17 protein-coding genes and 1 tRNA gene are annotated in these 16,593 nt (G+C 65.8%); 5 read left to right on the forward strand and 13 right to left on the reverse strand.

Translation table 11 applies throughout. The features are described 5' to 3' along the window. Nucleotides 1-7 precede the first annotated feature (7 nt). Complete coding sequence (locus SPR01S_RS06705; RefSeq protein WP_066586888.1) at nt 8-2,122, reverse strand: transglycosylase domain-containing protein; 2,115 nt, start codon at nt 2,120-2,122, stop codon at nt 8-10. Between the two features lie 128 nt (nt 2,123-2,250). Between SPR01S_RS06705 and SPR01S_RS06710 the strand changes: the two genes are divergently transcribed. After that, entirely contained in the window at nt 2,251-2,844 is a 594-nt protein-coding gene (locus SPR01S_RS06710) for an NADPH-dependent FMN reductase (protein WP_066586890.1), read from the forward strand. A 115-nt stretch (nt 2,845-2,959) separates the two neighbouring features. Here the strand turns inward: SPR01S_RS06710 and SPR01S_RS06715 are convergent, their stop codons facing one another. The 5 genes from SPR01S_RS06715 to hutI form a co-directional block, all read right to left on the reverse strand. Further along, a complete protein-coding gene (locus SPR01S_RS06715) occupies nt 2,960-3,574 on the reverse strand; it encodes a DUF4142 domain-containing protein (RefSeq protein WP_066586892.1) in 615 nt (204 codons plus the stop codon). Nucleotides 3,575-3,640: 66 nt separating this feature from the next. Beyond that, nucleotides 3,641-5,305, reverse strand: coding sequence for a urocanate hydratase (gene hutU / locus SPR01S_RS06720; RefSeq protein WP_066586895.1), 1,665 nt, complete (start codon nt 5,303-5,305; stop codon nt 3,641-3,643). Continuing rightward, a complete protein-coding gene (hutG, locus tag SPR01S_RS06725; protein ID WP_066586898.1) occupies nt 5,302-6,099 on the reverse strand; it encodes an N-formylglutamate deformylase in 798 nt (265 codons plus the stop codon). Before hutG ends, hutU begins: the two co-directional genes overlap by 4 nt. Nucleotides 6,100-6,277: 178 nt before the next feature. After that, nucleotides 6,278-7,798 carry a histidine ammonia-lyase gene (hutH, locus tag SPR01S_RS06730; protein ID WP_066586901.1) on the reverse strand — a complete coding sequence of 507 codons (1,521 nt, stop codon included), beginning with the start codon at nt 7,796-7,798 and terminating at the stop codon, nt 6,278-6,280. Next, complete coding sequence (gene hutI, locus SPR01S_RS06735; RefSeq protein WP_066587069.1) at nt 7,789-8,979, reverse strand: imidazolonepropionase; 1,191 nt, start codon at nt 8,977-8,979, stop codon at nt 7,789-7,791. Before hutI ends, hutH begins: the two co-directional genes overlap by 10 nt. A gap of 57 nt (nt 8,980-9,036) precedes the next feature. Between hutI and SPR01S_RS06740 the strand changes: the two genes are divergently transcribed. Next, a complete protein-coding gene (locus SPR01S_RS06740; protein ID WP_066586913.1) occupies nt 9,037-10,383 on the forward strand; it encodes a formimidoylglutamate deiminase in 1,347 nt (448 codons plus the stop codon). Continuing rightward, nucleotides 10,380-11,051, forward strand: a complete 672-nt coding sequence (hutC, locus tag SPR01S_RS06745; protein ID WP_066586915.1) for a histidine utilization transcriptional repressor HutC — start codon at nt 10,380-10,382, stop codon at nt 11,049-11,051. The genes SPR01S_RS06740 and hutC overlap by 4 nt, the downstream gene beginning before the upstream one ends. Here hutC and SPR01S_RS06750 read toward each other — a convergent pair. The 5 genes from SPR01S_RS06750 to SPR01S_RS06770 all read right to left on the reverse strand — a co-directional run bounded on the left by SPR01S_RS06750 (nt 11,048) and on the right by SPR01S_RS06770 (nt 13,935). Further along, nucleotides 11,048-11,614 carry an SAM-dependent methyltransferase gene (locus tag SPR01S_RS06750; protein WP_066586917.1) on the reverse strand — a complete coding sequence of 189 codons (567 nt, stop codon included), beginning with the start codon at nt 11,612-11,614 and terminating at the stop codon, nt 11,048-11,050. The two genes, hutC and SPR01S_RS06750, sit on opposite strands and share 4 nt — an antisense overlap. Before the next feature lie 229 nt (nt 11,615-11,843). Further along, complete coding sequence (locus tag SPR01S_RS06755) at nt 11,844-12,350, reverse strand: GIY-YIG nuclease family protein (protein WP_066586919.1); 507 nt, start codon at nt 12,348-12,350, stop codon at nt 11,844-11,846. A 2-nt stretch (nt 12,351-12,352) separates the two neighbouring features. Continuing rightward, nucleotides 12,353-13,060, reverse strand: a complete 708-nt coding sequence (locus tag SPR01S_RS06760) for a hypothetical protein (protein ID WP_157082013.1) — start codon at nt 13,058-13,060, stop codon at nt 12,353-12,355. Between the two features lie 68 nt (nt 13,061-13,128). Next, nucleotides 13,129-13,683: a hypothetical protein gene (locus SPR01S_RS06765; RefSeq protein ID WP_169803388.1), complete on the reverse strand. Its 555-nt coding sequence runs from the start codon at nt 13,681-13,683 to the stop codon at nt 13,129-13,131. Nucleotides 13,684-13,860: 177 nt separating this feature from the next. Continuing rightward, a tRNA-Thr gene (locus SPR01S_RS06770) sits at nt 13,861-13,935 on the reverse strand. A 234-nt stretch (nt 13,936-14,169) separates the two neighbouring features. Here SPR01S_RS06770 and SPR01S_RS21805 point away from each other — a divergent pair. Together SPR01S_RS21805 and SPR01S_RS06775 are read left to right on the forward strand one after the other, a co-directional pair. After that, nucleotides 14,170-14,316 carry a hypothetical protein gene (locus tag SPR01S_RS21805; protein ID WP_169803389.1) on the forward strand — a complete coding sequence of 49 codons (147 nt, stop codon included), beginning with the start codon at nt 14,170-14,172 and terminating at the stop codon, nt 14,314-14,316. Between the two features lie 11 nt (nt 14,317-14,327). Next, on the forward strand, nt 14,328-15,383 hold the full coding sequence (locus SPR01S_RS06775; protein ID WP_084251004.1) for a glycosyltransferase family 2 protein: 1,056 nt from the start codon (nt 14,328-14,330) through the stop codon (nt 15,381-15,383). A gap of 41 nt (nt 15,384-15,424) precedes the next feature. Here SPR01S_RS06775 and SPR01S_RS06780 read toward each other — a convergent pair whose 3' ends face one another. Continuing rightward, nucleotides 15,425-16,156: a class I SAM-dependent methyltransferase gene (locus tag SPR01S_RS06780; RefSeq protein ID WP_066586927.1), complete on the reverse strand. Its 732-nt coding sequence runs from the start codon at nt 16,154-16,156 to the stop codon at nt 15,425-15,427. Nucleotides 16,157-16,190: 34 nt separating this feature from the next. Further along, a complete protein-coding gene (locus SPR01S_RS06785; RefSeq protein WP_084251008.1) occupies nt 16,191-16,571 on the reverse strand; it encodes a GtrA family protein in 381 nt (126 codons plus the stop codon). Nucleotides 16,572-16,593 lie beyond the last annotated feature (22 nt).

Raw genomic sequence — 16,593 nt, forward strand, 5'->3', positions numbered from 1 at the left:
CTAGAGCTTACTGCCCGTCGTCCTCGTTCGGCGGCCGCGGCGGGCGGTCGCCGGGGTCGGGCGCGGGCGACAGTCGCAAGGTGCCGTCGCGCTTGACCTGGAGGTTGACGCCGAGCCCCGAGATATTGCCCTCGACCGGCAGCGGTCCGGTGCCAGGGTCGATCGTGGTGCCGTCCTCGTCGCCGTCGATCGCGTTGTCATCGACCGTCGCCGGCACGACCGGTGGTGGCGGCGGGGCGATGCCCAGCGCATTCTGCATGAAGTCCTTCCACACCCGCGCCGGAATGCCGCCGCCGGACAGGCCGGCATTGGGGGTGTTGTCGTCATTGCCGACCCACACGCCGACGACCAGATCCTTGGCGAAGCCGACGAACAGCGCGTCGCGATTGTCCTGCGTCGTCCCGGTCTTGCCATAGGTCGGGACCGATAGTGCCGCCTGGCGCCCGGTGCCGCCGTCGGTCGAGGACGACAGCAGGTCGAGCATTTCGTCGCGTATATTGCCGCCGAGCGACCGCGGCCCGCCGACGATGTTCGAATACCAGGGCTTGCCCTCGCTCGCCTCGATACCGCGCGCGCTGACCGGATAGCCGTCGCCAGCGATCGCGGCGAACGCGCTGGTTAGTTCGAGCAGCGAGCCGGTCGAGGTGCCGAGCGCGATCGACGCGTCGTGCGCGATCGGCGTCGAGATGCCGAGGTCGCGCGCTGCCTTGATGACGTTGTCGATGCCGACCTTCTGGATCAACCGGGCTGCCGCGACGTTGCTCGATTTCTGGAAGGCGCGGCGTAGCGTGATCTTGCCTTCGTAGCGGCCATCGCTGTTCTTGGGGCTCCAGCCGCCGATCGTGATGGGTTCGTCCTCGATCATGTCGTCGGGGGTCATGCCGGCACGCATCGCCGCCAGATAGACGAACAGCTTGAAGGTCGATCCCGGCTGGCGCCGCGCTTGCGTCGCGCGGTTGAACGGGCTGGTCTTGTAATCCTTGCCGCCGACCATCGCGACGACGCGACCGTCGGGGCGCATCGCGACGATCGCGACCTGTGCCTGGCGCAGGCCGGCGCGCTTGACCGCGCGCTCGGCGGCCTTTTGCAGCCGCGGTTCGAGCGTGGTGACGACCTTGGTCTCCTGGCTCAGGTCACCTTGCGTATCGCGGGCCTCGGGCAGGACCCAGTCGGCGAAATAGGTGCCGTCGGGCAATTCCTTGACCGGTCGCACGCGGACCGAGGCCAGCCGGACGTCGGCCTGACCCCGATTGAGGAACCCGGCGGCGACCATCGCGCCGAGCACAACCTTCTCGCGATCCTGTGCACCCCGCAGATTGCCGGTCGGCGCGAGCTTGGACGGCGCCTTGACCAACCCCGCCAGCATCGCCGCCTGGCTGACGCTCAGATGTTCGGGCTCGACGTCGAAATAATGGAGCGAGGCCGCGCGCAGGCCATAGACGTTGTCGCCGAAATAGACGTTCGACAAATAGCGCGACAGAATGTCGTTCTTCGACAGCCACGCCTCGAGCCAGAAGGCGATCAGCGCCTCGCGCAGCTTGCGCCCGGCGGTGCGGTCCGAATCGAGAAACGCGTTCTTGGCCAGCTGTTGGGTGATCGTGCTGCCGCCTTCGCGCACGCCTCCCGCCATGACATTATGCGCCATCGCACGCATGATGCCCCAGGGATCGACGCCCCAATGCGAATAGAATCGACGGTCCTCGATCGCGATAAAGGCTTCGGGCACGTATTTGGGCAGCTTCGACGCATCGACCGGCTTGTCGACCGTGGCGCCCCGCCGGGCGATCGGCGTGCCGTCGGCGGCGAGCAAGGTGACCGACGGCGGGGTCGGCGGCTGAAGCGACTTGGAGAGCGGCGCGGTGACCGCCAGCCAGCCGACCAGGATCACGAACAGCACCACGCATGCGGCCATCGCCCGCACGATGATCCGGCCCCAGCGGCGCTTTTTGCGAACGACCGGGAGATTGCCGGTGTAGCCGGGCTCCGGCTGACCTCCGCCGCCCGGCGACTCAGGTGGAGGAACCGCCGTTGCCGCCTGGCTCAGATAATCGTCGGGATAGGCCGAATGCGCGCCCCATCGGGGGTCGGCTCGTCGGTTGCCGTCAAAGGGGTCGTCGCGCATCCACTGCTTCCACACGGCCCACCGGGCCAACAGGCGTATTACTCAAATAACACAGGCCGTGCAATGCCGCTGTAGCAGATCGCGCGCAGGGAGGCTATCGCGGGGGTATGAGTGGCGAAGGAGCTGGGATGCCGGATAGATCGTTGTCGGACAGGCCGTTGATCGTCGGGATCGGGGGAACGATCGGCGCGGTTTCGTCGACCGAACGCGCGCTCCGGATCGCGCTCGATGCCGTCGAGCGAGAGGGATTCGCGACCCGGTTGTTCGGCGGCGAGGACATGGCGCGGTTGCCGCTCTACGACCCGCGCGCGACCTCACGGACCTCGCAGGAGCGCGAGTTCGTCGATGCGGTGCGCAAGGCATCCGGCGTGATCATCGCTAGCCCGGGCTACCACGGCAGCCTGTCCGGCGTGGTCAAGAACGCGCTCGATCTGCTCGAGGAAACCGCCAAGGACGCGCGGCCCTATCTCGCCGACATGCCGGTCGGCCTGATCGCCACGGCCTATGGCTGGCAGGCAACTGGATCGACGATCGCGGCGCTGCGCTCGATCGTCCATGCGCTACGCGGCTGGCCGACGCCGTTCGCCGCTGCGATCAATACCCAGGTGACGCAATTCGACGATCAGGGCGGCGCAACCGATCCGGCGGTGGTCGAGCAATTGTGCCTGATCGGGCGGCAGGTCGCCCGCTTCGCGCCCTTGGTCGAGCGCACAAGCAGTTAGGCAACACGAGCCCCTCTCCTTCAGGGGAGGGGTACGGGTGGGGGATGCCTCGCAGAGCGCATCGCTTGGAACTGCCCCACCCCAACCCCCCTAGGGGGGAGGGGCTTTTAAAGGACTACTTCTTCAACTTCTTCGCCATGTCGAGATGCTCCTGCACCTTCGGCGCGATCTCGCCCGCGGCGGTCTTCAGGCTGGGCGTGTCGCCCTTGTCGGCATAGCTTTTCATCAGCGACAGCGCGTCTTCGTGCGCGCTGATCTGGCCGTCGACATAGGCCTTGTCGAAATCCGCGCCCTTCAGCTTGCCGAGGTCGTCGAGCTTGGACTGCTGATCGCTGGTTAGCGTAGGATCGGGCTTGATCGCCGGCGTGGCCTTGGCGGCGGCGGCCTTGATCTTGGCGGTCGAGCCGGTGTGCGCCTCGATCATCGTCGCCGCGAATTTCTTGACGTCGGCGGAATCCGAGTTGGTCCTGGCGAGCTTGGCAGCGGCGATCTCGAACGCATCGCTCTTGGCCGCCTTGTCGGCGAACTCCTGGCCGGTCGGTGTGGGATTGAGCGACTCACCGGCAGCACTCAAGGCGTTGCCGGTCGCGTCGATCGCATTGCCGGTCGTGTTGCCGATGTCCGATCCGATGTCGGTTACGGCGTTCGTCGTCTGGTCCTGCGCCTTCTGCGAGCAGGCGGCGAGCACGGCCACCAATACGAGCGGCGCGAAACGAAGTCTGGCGTTCATGACGTTACTCTCCTTCGAGAGCGCAAGAACGCGCTGGCGGCGACGGACGTTCCGGCTCGCGAGCACTCAGCCGAGGCTGGGCAAGTCGAGCCCCTTTTCGCGCGCGCAGTCGACGGCGATGTCGTAGCCGGCATCGGCGTGGCGCATCACGCCGGTCGCCGGGTCGTTCCACAATACGCGTTCGAGCCGCTTCGCCGCCTCGGGCGTCCCGTCGGCGACGATCACCATGCCGGCATGCTGCGAATAGCCCATGCCCACCCCGCCGCCGTGATGGAGCGACACCCAGGTCGCGCCGCTCGCGGTGTTGAGCAGGGCGTTGAGCAGCGGCCAGTCGCTGACCGCGTCCGACCCGTCGCGCATCGCCTCGGTCTCGCGATTGGGGCTGGCGACCGACCCCGAATCGAGATGGTCGCGGCCGATCACCACCGGCGCCTTCAATTCTCCTTTCGCCACCATCTCGTTGAACGCCAGGCCGAGCCGGTGGCGATCGCCCAGGCCGACCCAGCAGATCCGCGCCGGCAGGCCCTGAAAGTGAATTCGCTCGCGCGCCATGTCGAGCCAGCGATGAAGATGCGCGTCGTCGGGCAGCAACTCCTTCACCTTGGCGTCGGTCTTGTAGATATCCTCCGGATCGCCCGACAAGGCCGCCCAGCGGAACGGGCCGATGCCGCGACAGAAGAGCGGGCGGATGTACGCTGGCACGAAACCGGGGAAGTCGAACGCGTTGGCGACGCCTTCGTCCTTGGCGACCTGGCGGATATTGTTGCCGTAATCGACCGTCGGCACGCCGGCCGCCTGGAAGTCGAGCATCGCGCGGACATGGACCGCCATCGACGCCTTGGCCGCCTTGGCGACGCCCTGGGGGTCTCGCTCACGACCGTCGAACCATTGATCGAGCGTCCAGCCGATCGGCAGGTAGCCGTTGACCGGATCGTGCGCGGAGGTCTGATCGGTCAACAGATCGGGGCGGATGCCGCGGCGGAACATCTCCGGAAGCAATTCGGCGGCGTTGCCGAGCAGGCCGACCGACACCGGTTTGCCCTCAGCTTTCGCCCGGTCAAGGATCGCCATCGCCTCTTCGATCGTGTCGGCCTTGTGGTCGAGATAGCCGGTCGCCAGCCGCATCTCGATCCGGCTCGGCTGGCATTCGATCGCCAGGCACGACGCGCCCGCCATCACCGCGGCGAGCGGCTGCGCGCCGCCCATCCCGCCCAGGCCGGCGGTCAGCAGCCAGCGGCCGGTCAGATCGCCGCCATAATGCTGGCGGCCCATCTCGACGAAGGTCTCGTAAGTGCCCTGAACGATGCCCTGGGTGCCGATATAGATCCACGACCCGGCGGTCATCTGGCCGTACATCATCAGGCCGGCACGATCGAGCCCGGCGAAATGCTCCCAGGTCGCCCAATGCGGGACGAGGTTGGAGTTCGCCAGCAGCACGCGCGGCGCATTTTCGTGCGTGCGGAACACGCCGACCGGCTTGCCCGACTGGATCAGCAAGGTTTCGTCGCCTTCGAGCCGGCGCAGCGTCTCGACGATGCGGTCATAGCTTTCCCAATCGCGTGCGGCACGGCCGATGCCGCCATAGACCACGAGTTCCTGCGGATTCTCCGCCACGCGCGCGTCGAGATTGTTCATCAGCATGCGTAAGGGGGCCTCGGTCAGCCAGGACTTGGCGGAGAGTTCAGTGCCGGTCGCGGCCTGGATGTGGCGCTGATTGTCGATGCGGGTCATGCGGAATCCTTGCCGAAGGAAAGGGCGGCGGCGAGTACGCGCGAGAGGTCGGCGCGCAGCGGGGAGGCGAAGTCGGGATCGTAGACAGGCGGCCAGTTGTTCTCGTGGGGTTCGCCCGCGGGTTCGTCGAGATAGGCGCGCATCGCGATCTCCATCTGGATCGCGTGGACGCCCTGGTCGGGCTGGCCGTAATGGCGTGTCGTCCAACCGCCGCGGAAACGGCCGTTGAGGACATGACTGCGGCCGGCGCATTGCGCGACCACCGCATCGCTGAGCGCCGCGTCGCAGGTCGAACCGTTGTCGGTGCCGATGTTGAGTTCGGGAAGCTCGCCCTCGAACAGCCGTGGGACACGACTGCGGATCGAGTGGCAATCGTACAGCACGACGCGCGGATGGAGCGTGCGAAGCCGCTCGATCTCGGCCTGGATCGCGGCGTGATAAGGCGTGAACCAGGTATCGCGCCGCATCGCCATGTCGGGCGCGGCGCCGTCGCGATAGAGCGGTTCGCCGTCGAACGTCTCGGTCGGGCATAGACCGGTGGTTGCTTGCCCCGGATAGAGCGACGCACCCGACGGATCGCGGTTGCAGTCGATCACGCTGCGCGACACGTCGGTCCAGATCATCGTCGCGTCGGCGAGACCGTCGTACAGCTCCCGGATATGCCAGTCGGCGTCGCGGATCGCCCACCAGCGCGAGCGGAAATCGCCGAGCAGCATGTCTGGGATGTCGGTGCCTCCGTGCGGGAAAGAGAGGATCAGCGGGGAGTCGCGGCGTTCGACGCGGAGCCAGGTCATACGGTCGCTCCTGCGCTCGCCTCAGAGTCCAAAGCCGTCCGTACTTCCCTCGTCATCCCGGCCTTGTGCCGGGATCCACCGTGCCGCAGGCTCCGGACAAGAGGCCCAAGCTTCGCGCTCGGTTGCCCGGTGGACCCCGGCACAAGGCTGGGGTGACGGGTAAGGGAGAGGGTCGCAGTCATCCCACCACTCCCGGCAACTCCCCCACCGCCACCAATAGCCGCTTCGACCGCACCAATTCCGTCGCGATCGCCATGTCTGGGGCCATATGGCGGTCGTCGGTCAACGACGGCACGCGCTCGCGCAGCAACCGCCGGACATGCTCGACCGGCTCGCTTGACAGCATCGGCGCGTGGAAATCGCACCCCTGCGCGCCGGCCAGCAATTCGATCCCCAGCACTGCGTCGACATTGGCGGCCATTTCGATCAGCCGCCGGGCGCCATGCGCCGCCATCGACACGTGGTCCTCCTGATTGGCCGAGGTCGGGATCGAATCGACGCTGGCGGGGGTCGCGCGCTGCTTGTTCTCGGACACCAACGCGGCGGCGGTCACTTGCGGGATCATGAAGCCCGAATTGAGCCCTGGCTTGGGCGTCAGGAACGCGGGCAATCCCGACAAGGCCGGATCGACCAGCATCGCGACGCGGCGTTCTGCCAGACTCCCGATCTCGCAAATGGCGAGCGCGATCATGTCGGCAGCGAAGGCAACCGGCTCGGCGTGGAAATTGCCGCCCGACAAGGCTTCGTCGGTCTCCGGGAAGATCAGCGGATTGTCCGATACGCCATTGGCCTCGGTCACCAATGTCTCGCCGGCCTGGCGCAGCACGGTCAGCGCGGCGCCCATCACCTGCGGCTGGCAGCGCAGGCAATAGGGGTCCTGGACGCGCGTATCGCCTTCGCGGTGCGAGGCGCGGATCGGAGAGCCCTCCATCATCCGGCGCAGCGCGTCGGCCGTCTCGATCTGGCCGCGATGGCCGCGCAGCGCGTGAATGCGGTGATCGAACGGCGCGTCGGATCCCTTCGCCGCCTCGGTCGACAGGATGCCCGTGACCAACGCGACGCGGTACAGCCGCTCCGCCTCGAACAAGGCGGCGAGGGCATAGGCGGTCGAGAATTGCGTGCCGTTGAGCAGCGCCAGCCCTTCCTTGGGACCCAAGACGAGCGGCGCGAGCCCCGCCTGTGCCAGCGCATCGGTTGCAGGCAGGCGCTCGTCACCGACGAAGATCTCGCCCACGCCGATCATCGCCGCGGTCATGTGGGCGAGCGGCGCGAGATCGCCCGACGCACCGACCGACCCCTGCGCGGGCACCACCGGCACCAGTCCTTTGGCCAGCATCGCTTCGAGCAATTCGACCGTGGCCGGCGCCACGCCCGACGCGCCGCGCGCGAGGCTGGCGAGCTTCAGCGCCATCATCAGCCGCGCGATCGGCACCGGCATCGGCTCGCCGATGCCGGCGGCGTGGCTCAGCACGATATTGCGCTGGAGGGTCGCCAGATCCTCGTCGCCGATCCGGACGCTGGCAAGCTTCCCGAAGCCGGTATTGATGCCATAGACCGGCTCGTGCCGCGCCAGGATGCGGCCCACCGCCGCTGCGCTCTCCGCGATCGCCGGACGGCAGGCCGGATCGAGCACCGGCACCGCGCCTTCGTAGATGGCCTGCCATGCCGAATAGGGAACGGCACCGGGAGTCAGCAGCATTCGCCGTCCTTCACGCGTAGATGGAGAGGGTTGAAGCCGATCCGGTAAACCAGCTCTGCCGGCTCGGAGATGTCCCACACAGCCAGGTCACAGGCCTTGCCGGGTTCGAGCGTGCCGATGCGGTCGGCGAGACCCAAGGCGCGAGCGGCATTGACGGTTACGCCGCGCAATGCCTCGGTCACGGTGAGGCGGAACAGGGTCGCCGCCATGTTGAGCATCAGCAGCAACGAGGTGGTCGGCGAGGTGCCGGGGTTGCAGTCGGTTGCGATCGCGATCGGCACCTGATGCGCGCGGAACAGGTCGACCGGCGGCAGCTTGGTCTCGCGCATGAAATAGAAAGCGCCGGGCAGGAGCACCGCGACCGTGCCCGCCGCTGCCATCGCCCGAGCATCCGCCTCATCGGCATATTCGAGGTGATCGGCGGACAGCGCGCCAAAGCTGGCGGCGAGGCTCGCGCCGTGGAGCGCCGACAATTGCTCGGCATGGAGCTTGACCGGCAGCCCCGCGCGCTGCGCCGCTGCCAATACCCGTCCCGTCTGCTCGGGCGTAAAGCCGATCCCTTCGCAGAACGCATCGACGGCATCCGCGAGCTCCGATGCGGCGGGGATCATCTCGTCGGCGACCAGGGCGACATAGTCATCGGCCCGGCCGGCATATTCAGGCGGCAGCGCATGCGCGCCGAGCAACGTGGTCGCGACGCGCACCAGCCGTTCATCGCTCAGCGACCGCGCGGCGCGCAGCATCTTGAGTTCGTCGGCGACGGTCAGGCCATAACCCGACTTGATCTCGATCGTCGTCACGCCCTCGGCAAGCAAGGCGTCGAGCCGGGGCAAGGCGGTCGCGACCAGATCGGCCTCGCTCGCCGCCCGCGTCGCGCGCATCGTCGACACGATGCCGCCGCCGGCGCGCGCGATGTCCTCATAGGATGCGCCATCGAGCCGCATCGCCCATTCGCCCGACCGGTCGCCGGCATGGACCAGATGGGTGTGGCAATCGATCAGTCCCGGCGTGATCCAGCGTCCGCCGCAGTCGATAACCTCGCCGGCCACCGCCGGGGCATCGGCGCGCGGCCCTGCGTAAGTGATCACACCGTCGCGGCTCGCGACCACGCCATCCTCGATCACGCCCAGCGCATCGCCGGCCATGGTCGCGAGTCGGGCATTGGTCCAGGTCCGCTCCATGGCCTCCATCTTGCCCGCGCCAATTATTATGTCTAGACATAATCGACAGGAGGACCGATGCCGACACTTTGGTTCGAACGCGCATTGCTGCCCGACGGATGGGCCGAACAGGTCCGCATCGCGGTCGACGGCGCGACTATTTCCGCCGTCGCAACCGGCGTGGCGCCCGAGTCAGACGACCAGCGTCATGGCGCGGCGTTGCCCGGTCTCTGCAACGTCCACAGCCATGGCTTTCAGCGCGGCATGGCCGGCCTGTCCGAGCGCCGCGGCCGCCCTGACGACGATTTCTGGAGCTGGCGCGAGGTGATGTACCGCTTCCTCGACCGCCTGACTCCCGACGATATCGAAGCGATCACTGCCCAGGCCTATGTCGAGATGATCGAAGGCGGGTTCACCCGCGTCGGCGAGTTCCATTACCTCCACAACGATGTCGACGGCGCGCATTATGCCGATCCGGCCGAAACCGCAGGCGCGATCGTCGCCGCGGCGGAGGCGACGGGCATCGGGCTGACGTTGCTTCCCGTCTTCTACGCGCATGCCGATTTCGGCGGCGCTCCTCCCGCGCCGGGCCAGCGCCGCTTCATTTCCGACGTCGACGGCTTCGCGCGATTGGTCGAGGCGAGCCGCGCCAAACTGCCCGCCGATGCCGTGCTGGGCATCGCGCCGCACTCGCTCCGCGCGGTGACACCCGACGAACTCGCCGCGATAATGCCGCTGGCGGAGAAGGGGCCGCTCCATATCCACGCCGCCGAACAGGTCCGCGAGGTCGAAGCCTGTGTCGCGTGGAGCGGCGCGCGTCCGGTCGAATGGTTGCTCGACCATGCCGCGGTCGACGCGCGCTGGTGCCTGATCCACTCGACCCATATCGACGCGCACGAAACCGCGCGGCTTGCGGCGAGCGGCGCGGTTGCCGGCCTGTGTCCGGTGACCGAGGCCAATCTCGGCGACGGCGTCTTCCCCGCGGTCGATTATCTCGCAGCGGGCGGCCGGTTCGGCGTCGGCACTGATTCGAACATCCTGATCGACGCGGCGAGCGAACTCCGCGCCATTGAATATTCGCAACGCCTGACGCTCCGGAAACGCGCGCTACTGGTCGACGAGACCGATCCGTCGGTCGGTGCGACCCTGTTCGCCAGGGCGCAGGCCGGGGGCGCCCAGGCGCTCGGCGTGGCGAGCGACATCGTGGTCGGGAATGCCGCCGATATCGTCTCGCTCGACCTCCAGCACCCCGCCTTGGTCGGTGCGGGGACCGATTTGCTCGACCGCTGGATCTTCGCCGCGCGGCCCGGCGCGATCGATTCGGTCTGGCGCGCGGGCCGCAAGCTGGTCGACCGCGGCCGCCACATCGCCGCCGACACGATCGCCGACCGCTATCGTCGCACGGTCACCGCCCTGCTGGCATGACGGTCGAGGCGCGCATCCGCCGGGATATCGAGGCACGCATCCATTCGGGAGAATGGCGCCCCGGCCATCGCATCCCGTTCGAACACGAACTGGTCGCGACTTATGGCTGCGCCCGCGCGACGGTCAGTAAGGCGCTTGGCGGCCTCGCCAAGGACGGCCTGATCGAGCGCCGTCGCAAGGCCGGCTCGTTCGTCGCGCATCCCCAGGTCCATTCGGCGGTGCTCGAAGTCCCGGATCTGGCGCAAGTCATCGCCGCGCGAGGCGAGGAGTATCGCTGGCGACTGACCAATCGCCGCATCGCCGATCAGGCGGGCGACGTCCCGCTACCTGCCTTGCTGGTCGAAGGCGTGCATCACGGTGGCGGCGAACCCTTCGCGCTCGAACACCGCCTGATCGCGCTGGCCGCCGTACCTGACGCCGCACACGAAAGCTTCGCCGACGAAGCCCCGGGCACCTGGCTCCTCCGCCATGTCCCCTGGACCGCCGCGCGCCACCGCATCCGTGCGGTGGAAGCGACGACGGCGGAAGCGAAAGCGCTGGGCTTGCGGCCGCGCGGCGCTTGCCTCGAACTCGACCGAACGACCTGGCGCGCCGGGCAGATCGTGACGCATGTCCGCCAGCTGTTCCGCGGGGACCGCTACGATCTCGTCGCCGAGTTCAGACCCTAGTCAACGACCCAGAGGAACAGTTCGCGCTGGTCGATGGTCTCGTGCGCGCGCGGCGTCCAGTCGCGTATCGCAAAGGCATGGCTGAGCACGCGGCTGCCGGGCGCCAATTCGGTCTTCAGACGCGCGCCAAGCAGGCCATGGATGTGCGGGATCAAATAGAGCGTGACCACGCTGGCCGCCTCGAGCCGCGTCGCGAATAGATCCTCGCAGCGGAAACTGACAAGCTGCTCGACGCCGGCCGCATGCGCTGCCGCCTCGGCTTCGGCGATCCGCTCCGCGTCGATGTCGACGCCAAGCGCGGTGGCGCCGCGGCGTGCGGCGGCAATGACGATGCGGCCGTCGCCGCAGCCAAGGTCGATGAGATGATCGCCGGGCCCGACCTCGGCAAGATCGAGCATGCGCTCGACCAGCGGCTCGGGCGTCGGCCAGAAGGGTGCATCGAGATGATACGGCGTGCCCGCCCAGGGCCCGCGGAGTGCCTTGAACGCGCGGTCCCCGGCGTTTTCTGCGCCGCTCATGCCGGGGCGAACACCCGCCATGCCCTGTTTCTTGTCGAAATCCATGCTCACTGTTGACCCGATCATGGCGTGTCTGAACCCGCTCGATGAAGAGAATGGTAGGCTGGATACCCAAAATCAAAACAATTACGCTGAACTAGGTCCCGCTGCCCCCTTGAAGGCGGGCCCGAATACACGAAGATCGCAAGATAACGGAGTTAACTCAAAGGCTTGAAAACCGTCCAACTTGGCGCAGTCGGCGCGGGCAGCGCCGGGGTAGCACCGGCACCGAAAATCACCGCATTTCATCATCGGGTTCGGGCGGCGAAAGCTCGGAAAAGTCGGTTAGCGCATCGCAGTTCAAGCAATGGTGCATCCATGATGCGTCCTGAAAATGCATCCCGCACATGCAGCCGCAGAACGGGCAGCATTCTTCCAATTCAAGATCGCCCCAATTCCACACGCCTAGATATTCGGGAACGGCGTCCCTGTCATAACCGACAATCTCGAAAGCATCGGCGTTCTTCGCAACGAAGCCGTTGATTCCCGCGTGCATCAACACCGGGAGAGCGTCGCCGGGCTGAATATCGAACCATTCACCGGATACGCGGCGCGTCGCGAAGTGCCGGTGCAACGTGCGTTCAAGAGCGAAGTCATCATCGGACGTGATCCATCCCACAACCTCTAACAGCGTGGGATTGCCCGTCTGAAGCTCGCGGCGGCGCTTTTGAATATCCTTCGCCTTGCCGATCTTCGTGACGATCCGATCGCGTTCCACTTGGGAAATGAAATAGACCGGCATCTTCAAAATCCAAGTTTGCGCCGCAGGCGTTCGGCAAGCTTCTTCTTCCGATTTGCGAGATACGTCGCTGCCTCACCGGATTCGATGAACTCGAATATCCGAAGCTTCGCATCTAGCAACGTGTCGTAATCTACCTTGCCTTCAACGCCGTCGAAACCGACGCGGAACTTGTCGCCGTTAGGGAATATGAACGCCGCGATCCCGGCGCGTTTGATCGTGAAGAAGCCTGAAGGCGTTTGCTTCCACTTCGAAGAGCCGACGAACCGCTTCCGCATATCGACAAGCTTGATGTAGCGATCGTGGTATTCGCTCGCTTCGGTTGTCATCGTCAGCCTGTCGCAACAGTCAGTGCCAACGGCCATCGCGCCCCAAGTCGGGTGTTCGATCGCGAAGATATAGCGAAGCTCGGTGCCGCATAGTTCGCAGTTGCCGGATAGGTCGCCTAGATCATCGGATGCTAGGAGCCCCCAACCGCTCTGCGGCATGATCTTGCCATGCTCTTCAGCGTGGCACCCCTTGCATAGCGCCTCGCATTCGGTGTGCCCGTATTCCCACGGCTTCCGGCCGGTGACGTAGTGCTTATGATGAACTTGAAGAACAACGCCGTCCGAAGCGGCCGAACGATCGCATCTAGCGCAGCGCCCGCCGTGAAGCTTAATGACTTCACCCCGAAACTGAACCCAATCACGATGGCGATAAAGGTTCGTCAAAGCCTACGCACACATCAAAAGGCGGGGCTGGCAATATGATGCGAAGCCAATGAAGTAGCCATAGCCATTCACGAACCGGGCGGCGTCATCGTGCTAACATTCAGCATCTTCATACTCATAGGCACCGCATCGATGAAGTTGAGGATCAAGGGCTTATCATCTTGAAGGAAGCTATACGTCGCATATCGCTGCCCGCCTTCTTCCGACGAATATTCGCGCTTCGCATTCAGCAATTTGACGATGTGGTTCCGCGTCGCCTCAATGTCGCTCGGCTCCGCTATCAGAACGCAGAACTTCAGCGCCTTACCCTCAACGTCGCGTTCGCCGGTCGATAGCAGAAAGCCCTTCTTCCCGGTCTTGAACGTCCAAGCTTTCCAGCCCGAGCCGCCATCGGCGGGGCCGATCATCTTCAACATGTCGGGATCGGTGACGCGCTTCCATTTCATCGCTCGAGCAGCCGCTTCAATGCGAGCGAAGTCGGGGAATGTTTGAACGCAGCTTCCAACGAATGCCTGAACGAAGTCCATATCGGCCGTGTCGGCCAACGGCGTTTTCGGTGGCGATGAAGGCTTGTCGCACGCCGCAAGCGCTAGGAGCATTGCGAAGCCGACATAAGGCTTCATCGCAGTCAGCGCCCTATTCTTCATGCCACCCCCGCAGTTCGTATCGTTGGCGCACTCTATCGAACATGGGCGAACATGCCATGCGGCAATGTGGGCATCACCTAGCCTTACGTGCTGCCCCGGGTGCTACCCCGAGCGGCCCCCGGCCGGGGAAATATCGCTGAGTCATTGAAGTGATGGTGCTGCCGGTGAGGATTGAACTCACGACCTCAGCCTTACCAAGGATGCGCTCTACCACTGAGCTACGGCAGCACTCACGCGGGACCAAAGGCCCCGACGGAGGCGCGCCTATGTCCGTCGACCCGGATATTGTCAAGGCGCGGTCGGCGGGTTTAGAGTCATTTGCAGCTCCGCTGAAGCGGCGCCGGCCCACTCCCCCACCCCGGCCGCCCATAGAATACGCTGTTGGGCGGCCGGGGTGGGGGAGTGGGCCGGCACCGCAACCGTTTCAGCTTCGCTGAAATCGGATTAAAGCGATTCCCCGTAATGACCGCCAAGAACGACAAACCGGACCGCGCCGCCCGCCTGGCCGAGCAATTGCGCGCCAATCTGCGCCGCCGCAAGGCGCAGGCGCGTGAGGGCGCCGCCGTGGAAACCACGAAAGGCGATGACGCGGACCGCGCGGACGACTAAGCAGCACCGCCATGCAACGCCCCAAGCTCTCGATCGTCGTCCCCTGCTATAACGAGGCACTGACCCTCGAAACGCTGCACGCTCGCGTCACCGCCGCCGCCAAGGCGGAGGTCGGCGAGGATTACGAGCTCGTCCTGATCAATGACGGGTCGAAGGACGACAGCTGGCCGATCATGCGCCGGCTGTCGCAAGGCGATCCGCGGCTGGTCGCGATCAACCTGTCGCGTAATCATGGCCACCAGCTCGCGCTGACCGCCGGACTCGATCTGTGTGCGGGCGAGCAGATTCTGATTATCGACGCCGATCTGCAGGATCCGCCCGAACTGCTGGGCGATATGCGCAAGATGATGGCGGCCGAGGACGCTGACGTGGTCTATGCCGTTCGCCGCAAACGCGAAGGCGAGACCTTGTTCAAGAAGGCGACCGCCGCGGCTTTCTATCGTCTGCTCGATCGCGTGACCGACACGCCGATCCCGCTCGACACCGGCGATTTCCGGCTGATGTCCAGGCGGGCGCTCGACGCCTTCCTGGCGCTGCCCGAACAGGCGCGTTTCATTCGCGGCATGGTCGCCTGGATCGGGTTCCGCCAGGTGCCGTTCCCCTATGACCGCGCCGAGCGTTTCGCCGGCGAGACCAATTACCCGCTGTCGAAGATGCTGCGCCTGGCATTCGACGCGATGACCGGCTTTTCGACCAAGCCGCTGACTTTCGCCAGCCATGTCGGCTTGGCGCTGACTGGTGCCTCGTTCCTGCTGCTGATCTATATCGCGGTCGGCTTCTTCTCTGGGAGCGCGGTGCCCGGCTGGACGTCGCTCGCGTTCATCGTCGTGCTGCTCGGCGCGGTGCAGATGTTCGTGCTGGGGATGATCGGCGAATATCTCGGGCGGCTGTACGTCGAGTCGAAGCGGCGGCCGCTGTACCTGGTGTCGGATGTCGCGGGACCGGTGCAGGGCAAGGCGACGTTGGGATACCGGGCGGAAGATCGTGATCAAGCATTCCCCTCCCGCGTGCGGGAGGGGCTAGGGGAGGGCGTGTCGCCCGCTCCGGATACGAAGGCCGCGGAATAACAGGCCCTCCCCCGACCCCTCCCGTAAACGGGAGGGGAGAGTCAGCCCTTCGGCACCGCCAAGGTCAGGATCGACACACCCGGCGTCATCGGCACGCGCCCGACCATGTGGCGCTCGAGCCGGAAGATGGCCTCGAACAATTTGTTGACCGGACCCGGCGGCGGCGAATCGTCGCTGTCGTCTCGGCCGGTCATCCGGCCCGCCACGCGCGCGGCGGCGGCGAGCGGGAATAGCAGCGAGTTGAAATAGCCGAACTTGCGCGTCTCCAGCCCGGCCGCATCGATCGCCTTTTTCAGGCTCGCTTTCGAATAACGGCGGTGATGATGGTTCACGACGTCGTGCGCCGACCACATCCATTGGTGCGCGGGCACAGCGATCAGGATCTTGCCGCCGGGCTTCAGGCAATCCTTCATCGCGCGCAAGGCGGCGACATCGTCGTCGATATGCTCGACCACGTCGAGCACCGCGATCATGTCATAGGCGCCGCGCTCAATCCCCGGCAGCGTCGGCAGCGGGGCATTGCTGACCGGTTTGTTCAGCCGCTTGCTGGCGATCGCTGCGGCGGCGGGATCGATCTCGATCGCGTCGACCTCGCCGAATTGCTGGAGCATCGCGAGATTGTGCCCGGTGCCGCAGCCGATCTCGAGGATGCGCGCCTGCTTGGGCAGACCGCCGTAGCGCGCGACATAATCGTGCAGGATGTCGCGGCGCGCGACATACCACCAATGCGACGAGTCATGCTCCGCCATGCGGTCGTAAACGATACGGTCCATTATTCGGGGCGATCCATTAGCCAGGGGCAGGCCATCAGGCGAATACCAGCCAGCGATTGAGAATGAACGTGAAGATCGTCGCCAAAGCGATCGCCGGCAAGAGCGGCGCCCAGGCCGGATAGCCCAATAGAGCAGTTCCCACCCAGGTGATCACAGCGTTGAGCCCCATGCCGGAGGCCTGCACCATGACGAACTTGATCTGCTGCGCACCGCCCGGCTGGCGCGTGCCATGCCCCTTGAAGCTCCAGCGGCTGTGCAGGAAGAACCCGGCGGTCACCGCGACGGCGAAGGCGAAGGGCACGGCATAGACTGCGTGCGCGGCAGGAAACACGCAAGTGGTGAGCGGCAGGTACACCGCCGAATAGATCAGCGTCGATACCCCGCCGGCAACACCGAAGCGGATCAGCTGGCCCATCAGCCCGCTCTCGCGCCATGTA

Source organism: Sphingomonas pruni NBRC 15498 (assembly GCF_001598455.1).
GTDB classification, from domain to species: domain Bacteria; phylum Pseudomonadota; class Alphaproteobacteria; order Sphingomonadales; family Sphingomonadaceae; genus Sphingomonas; species Sphingomonas pruni.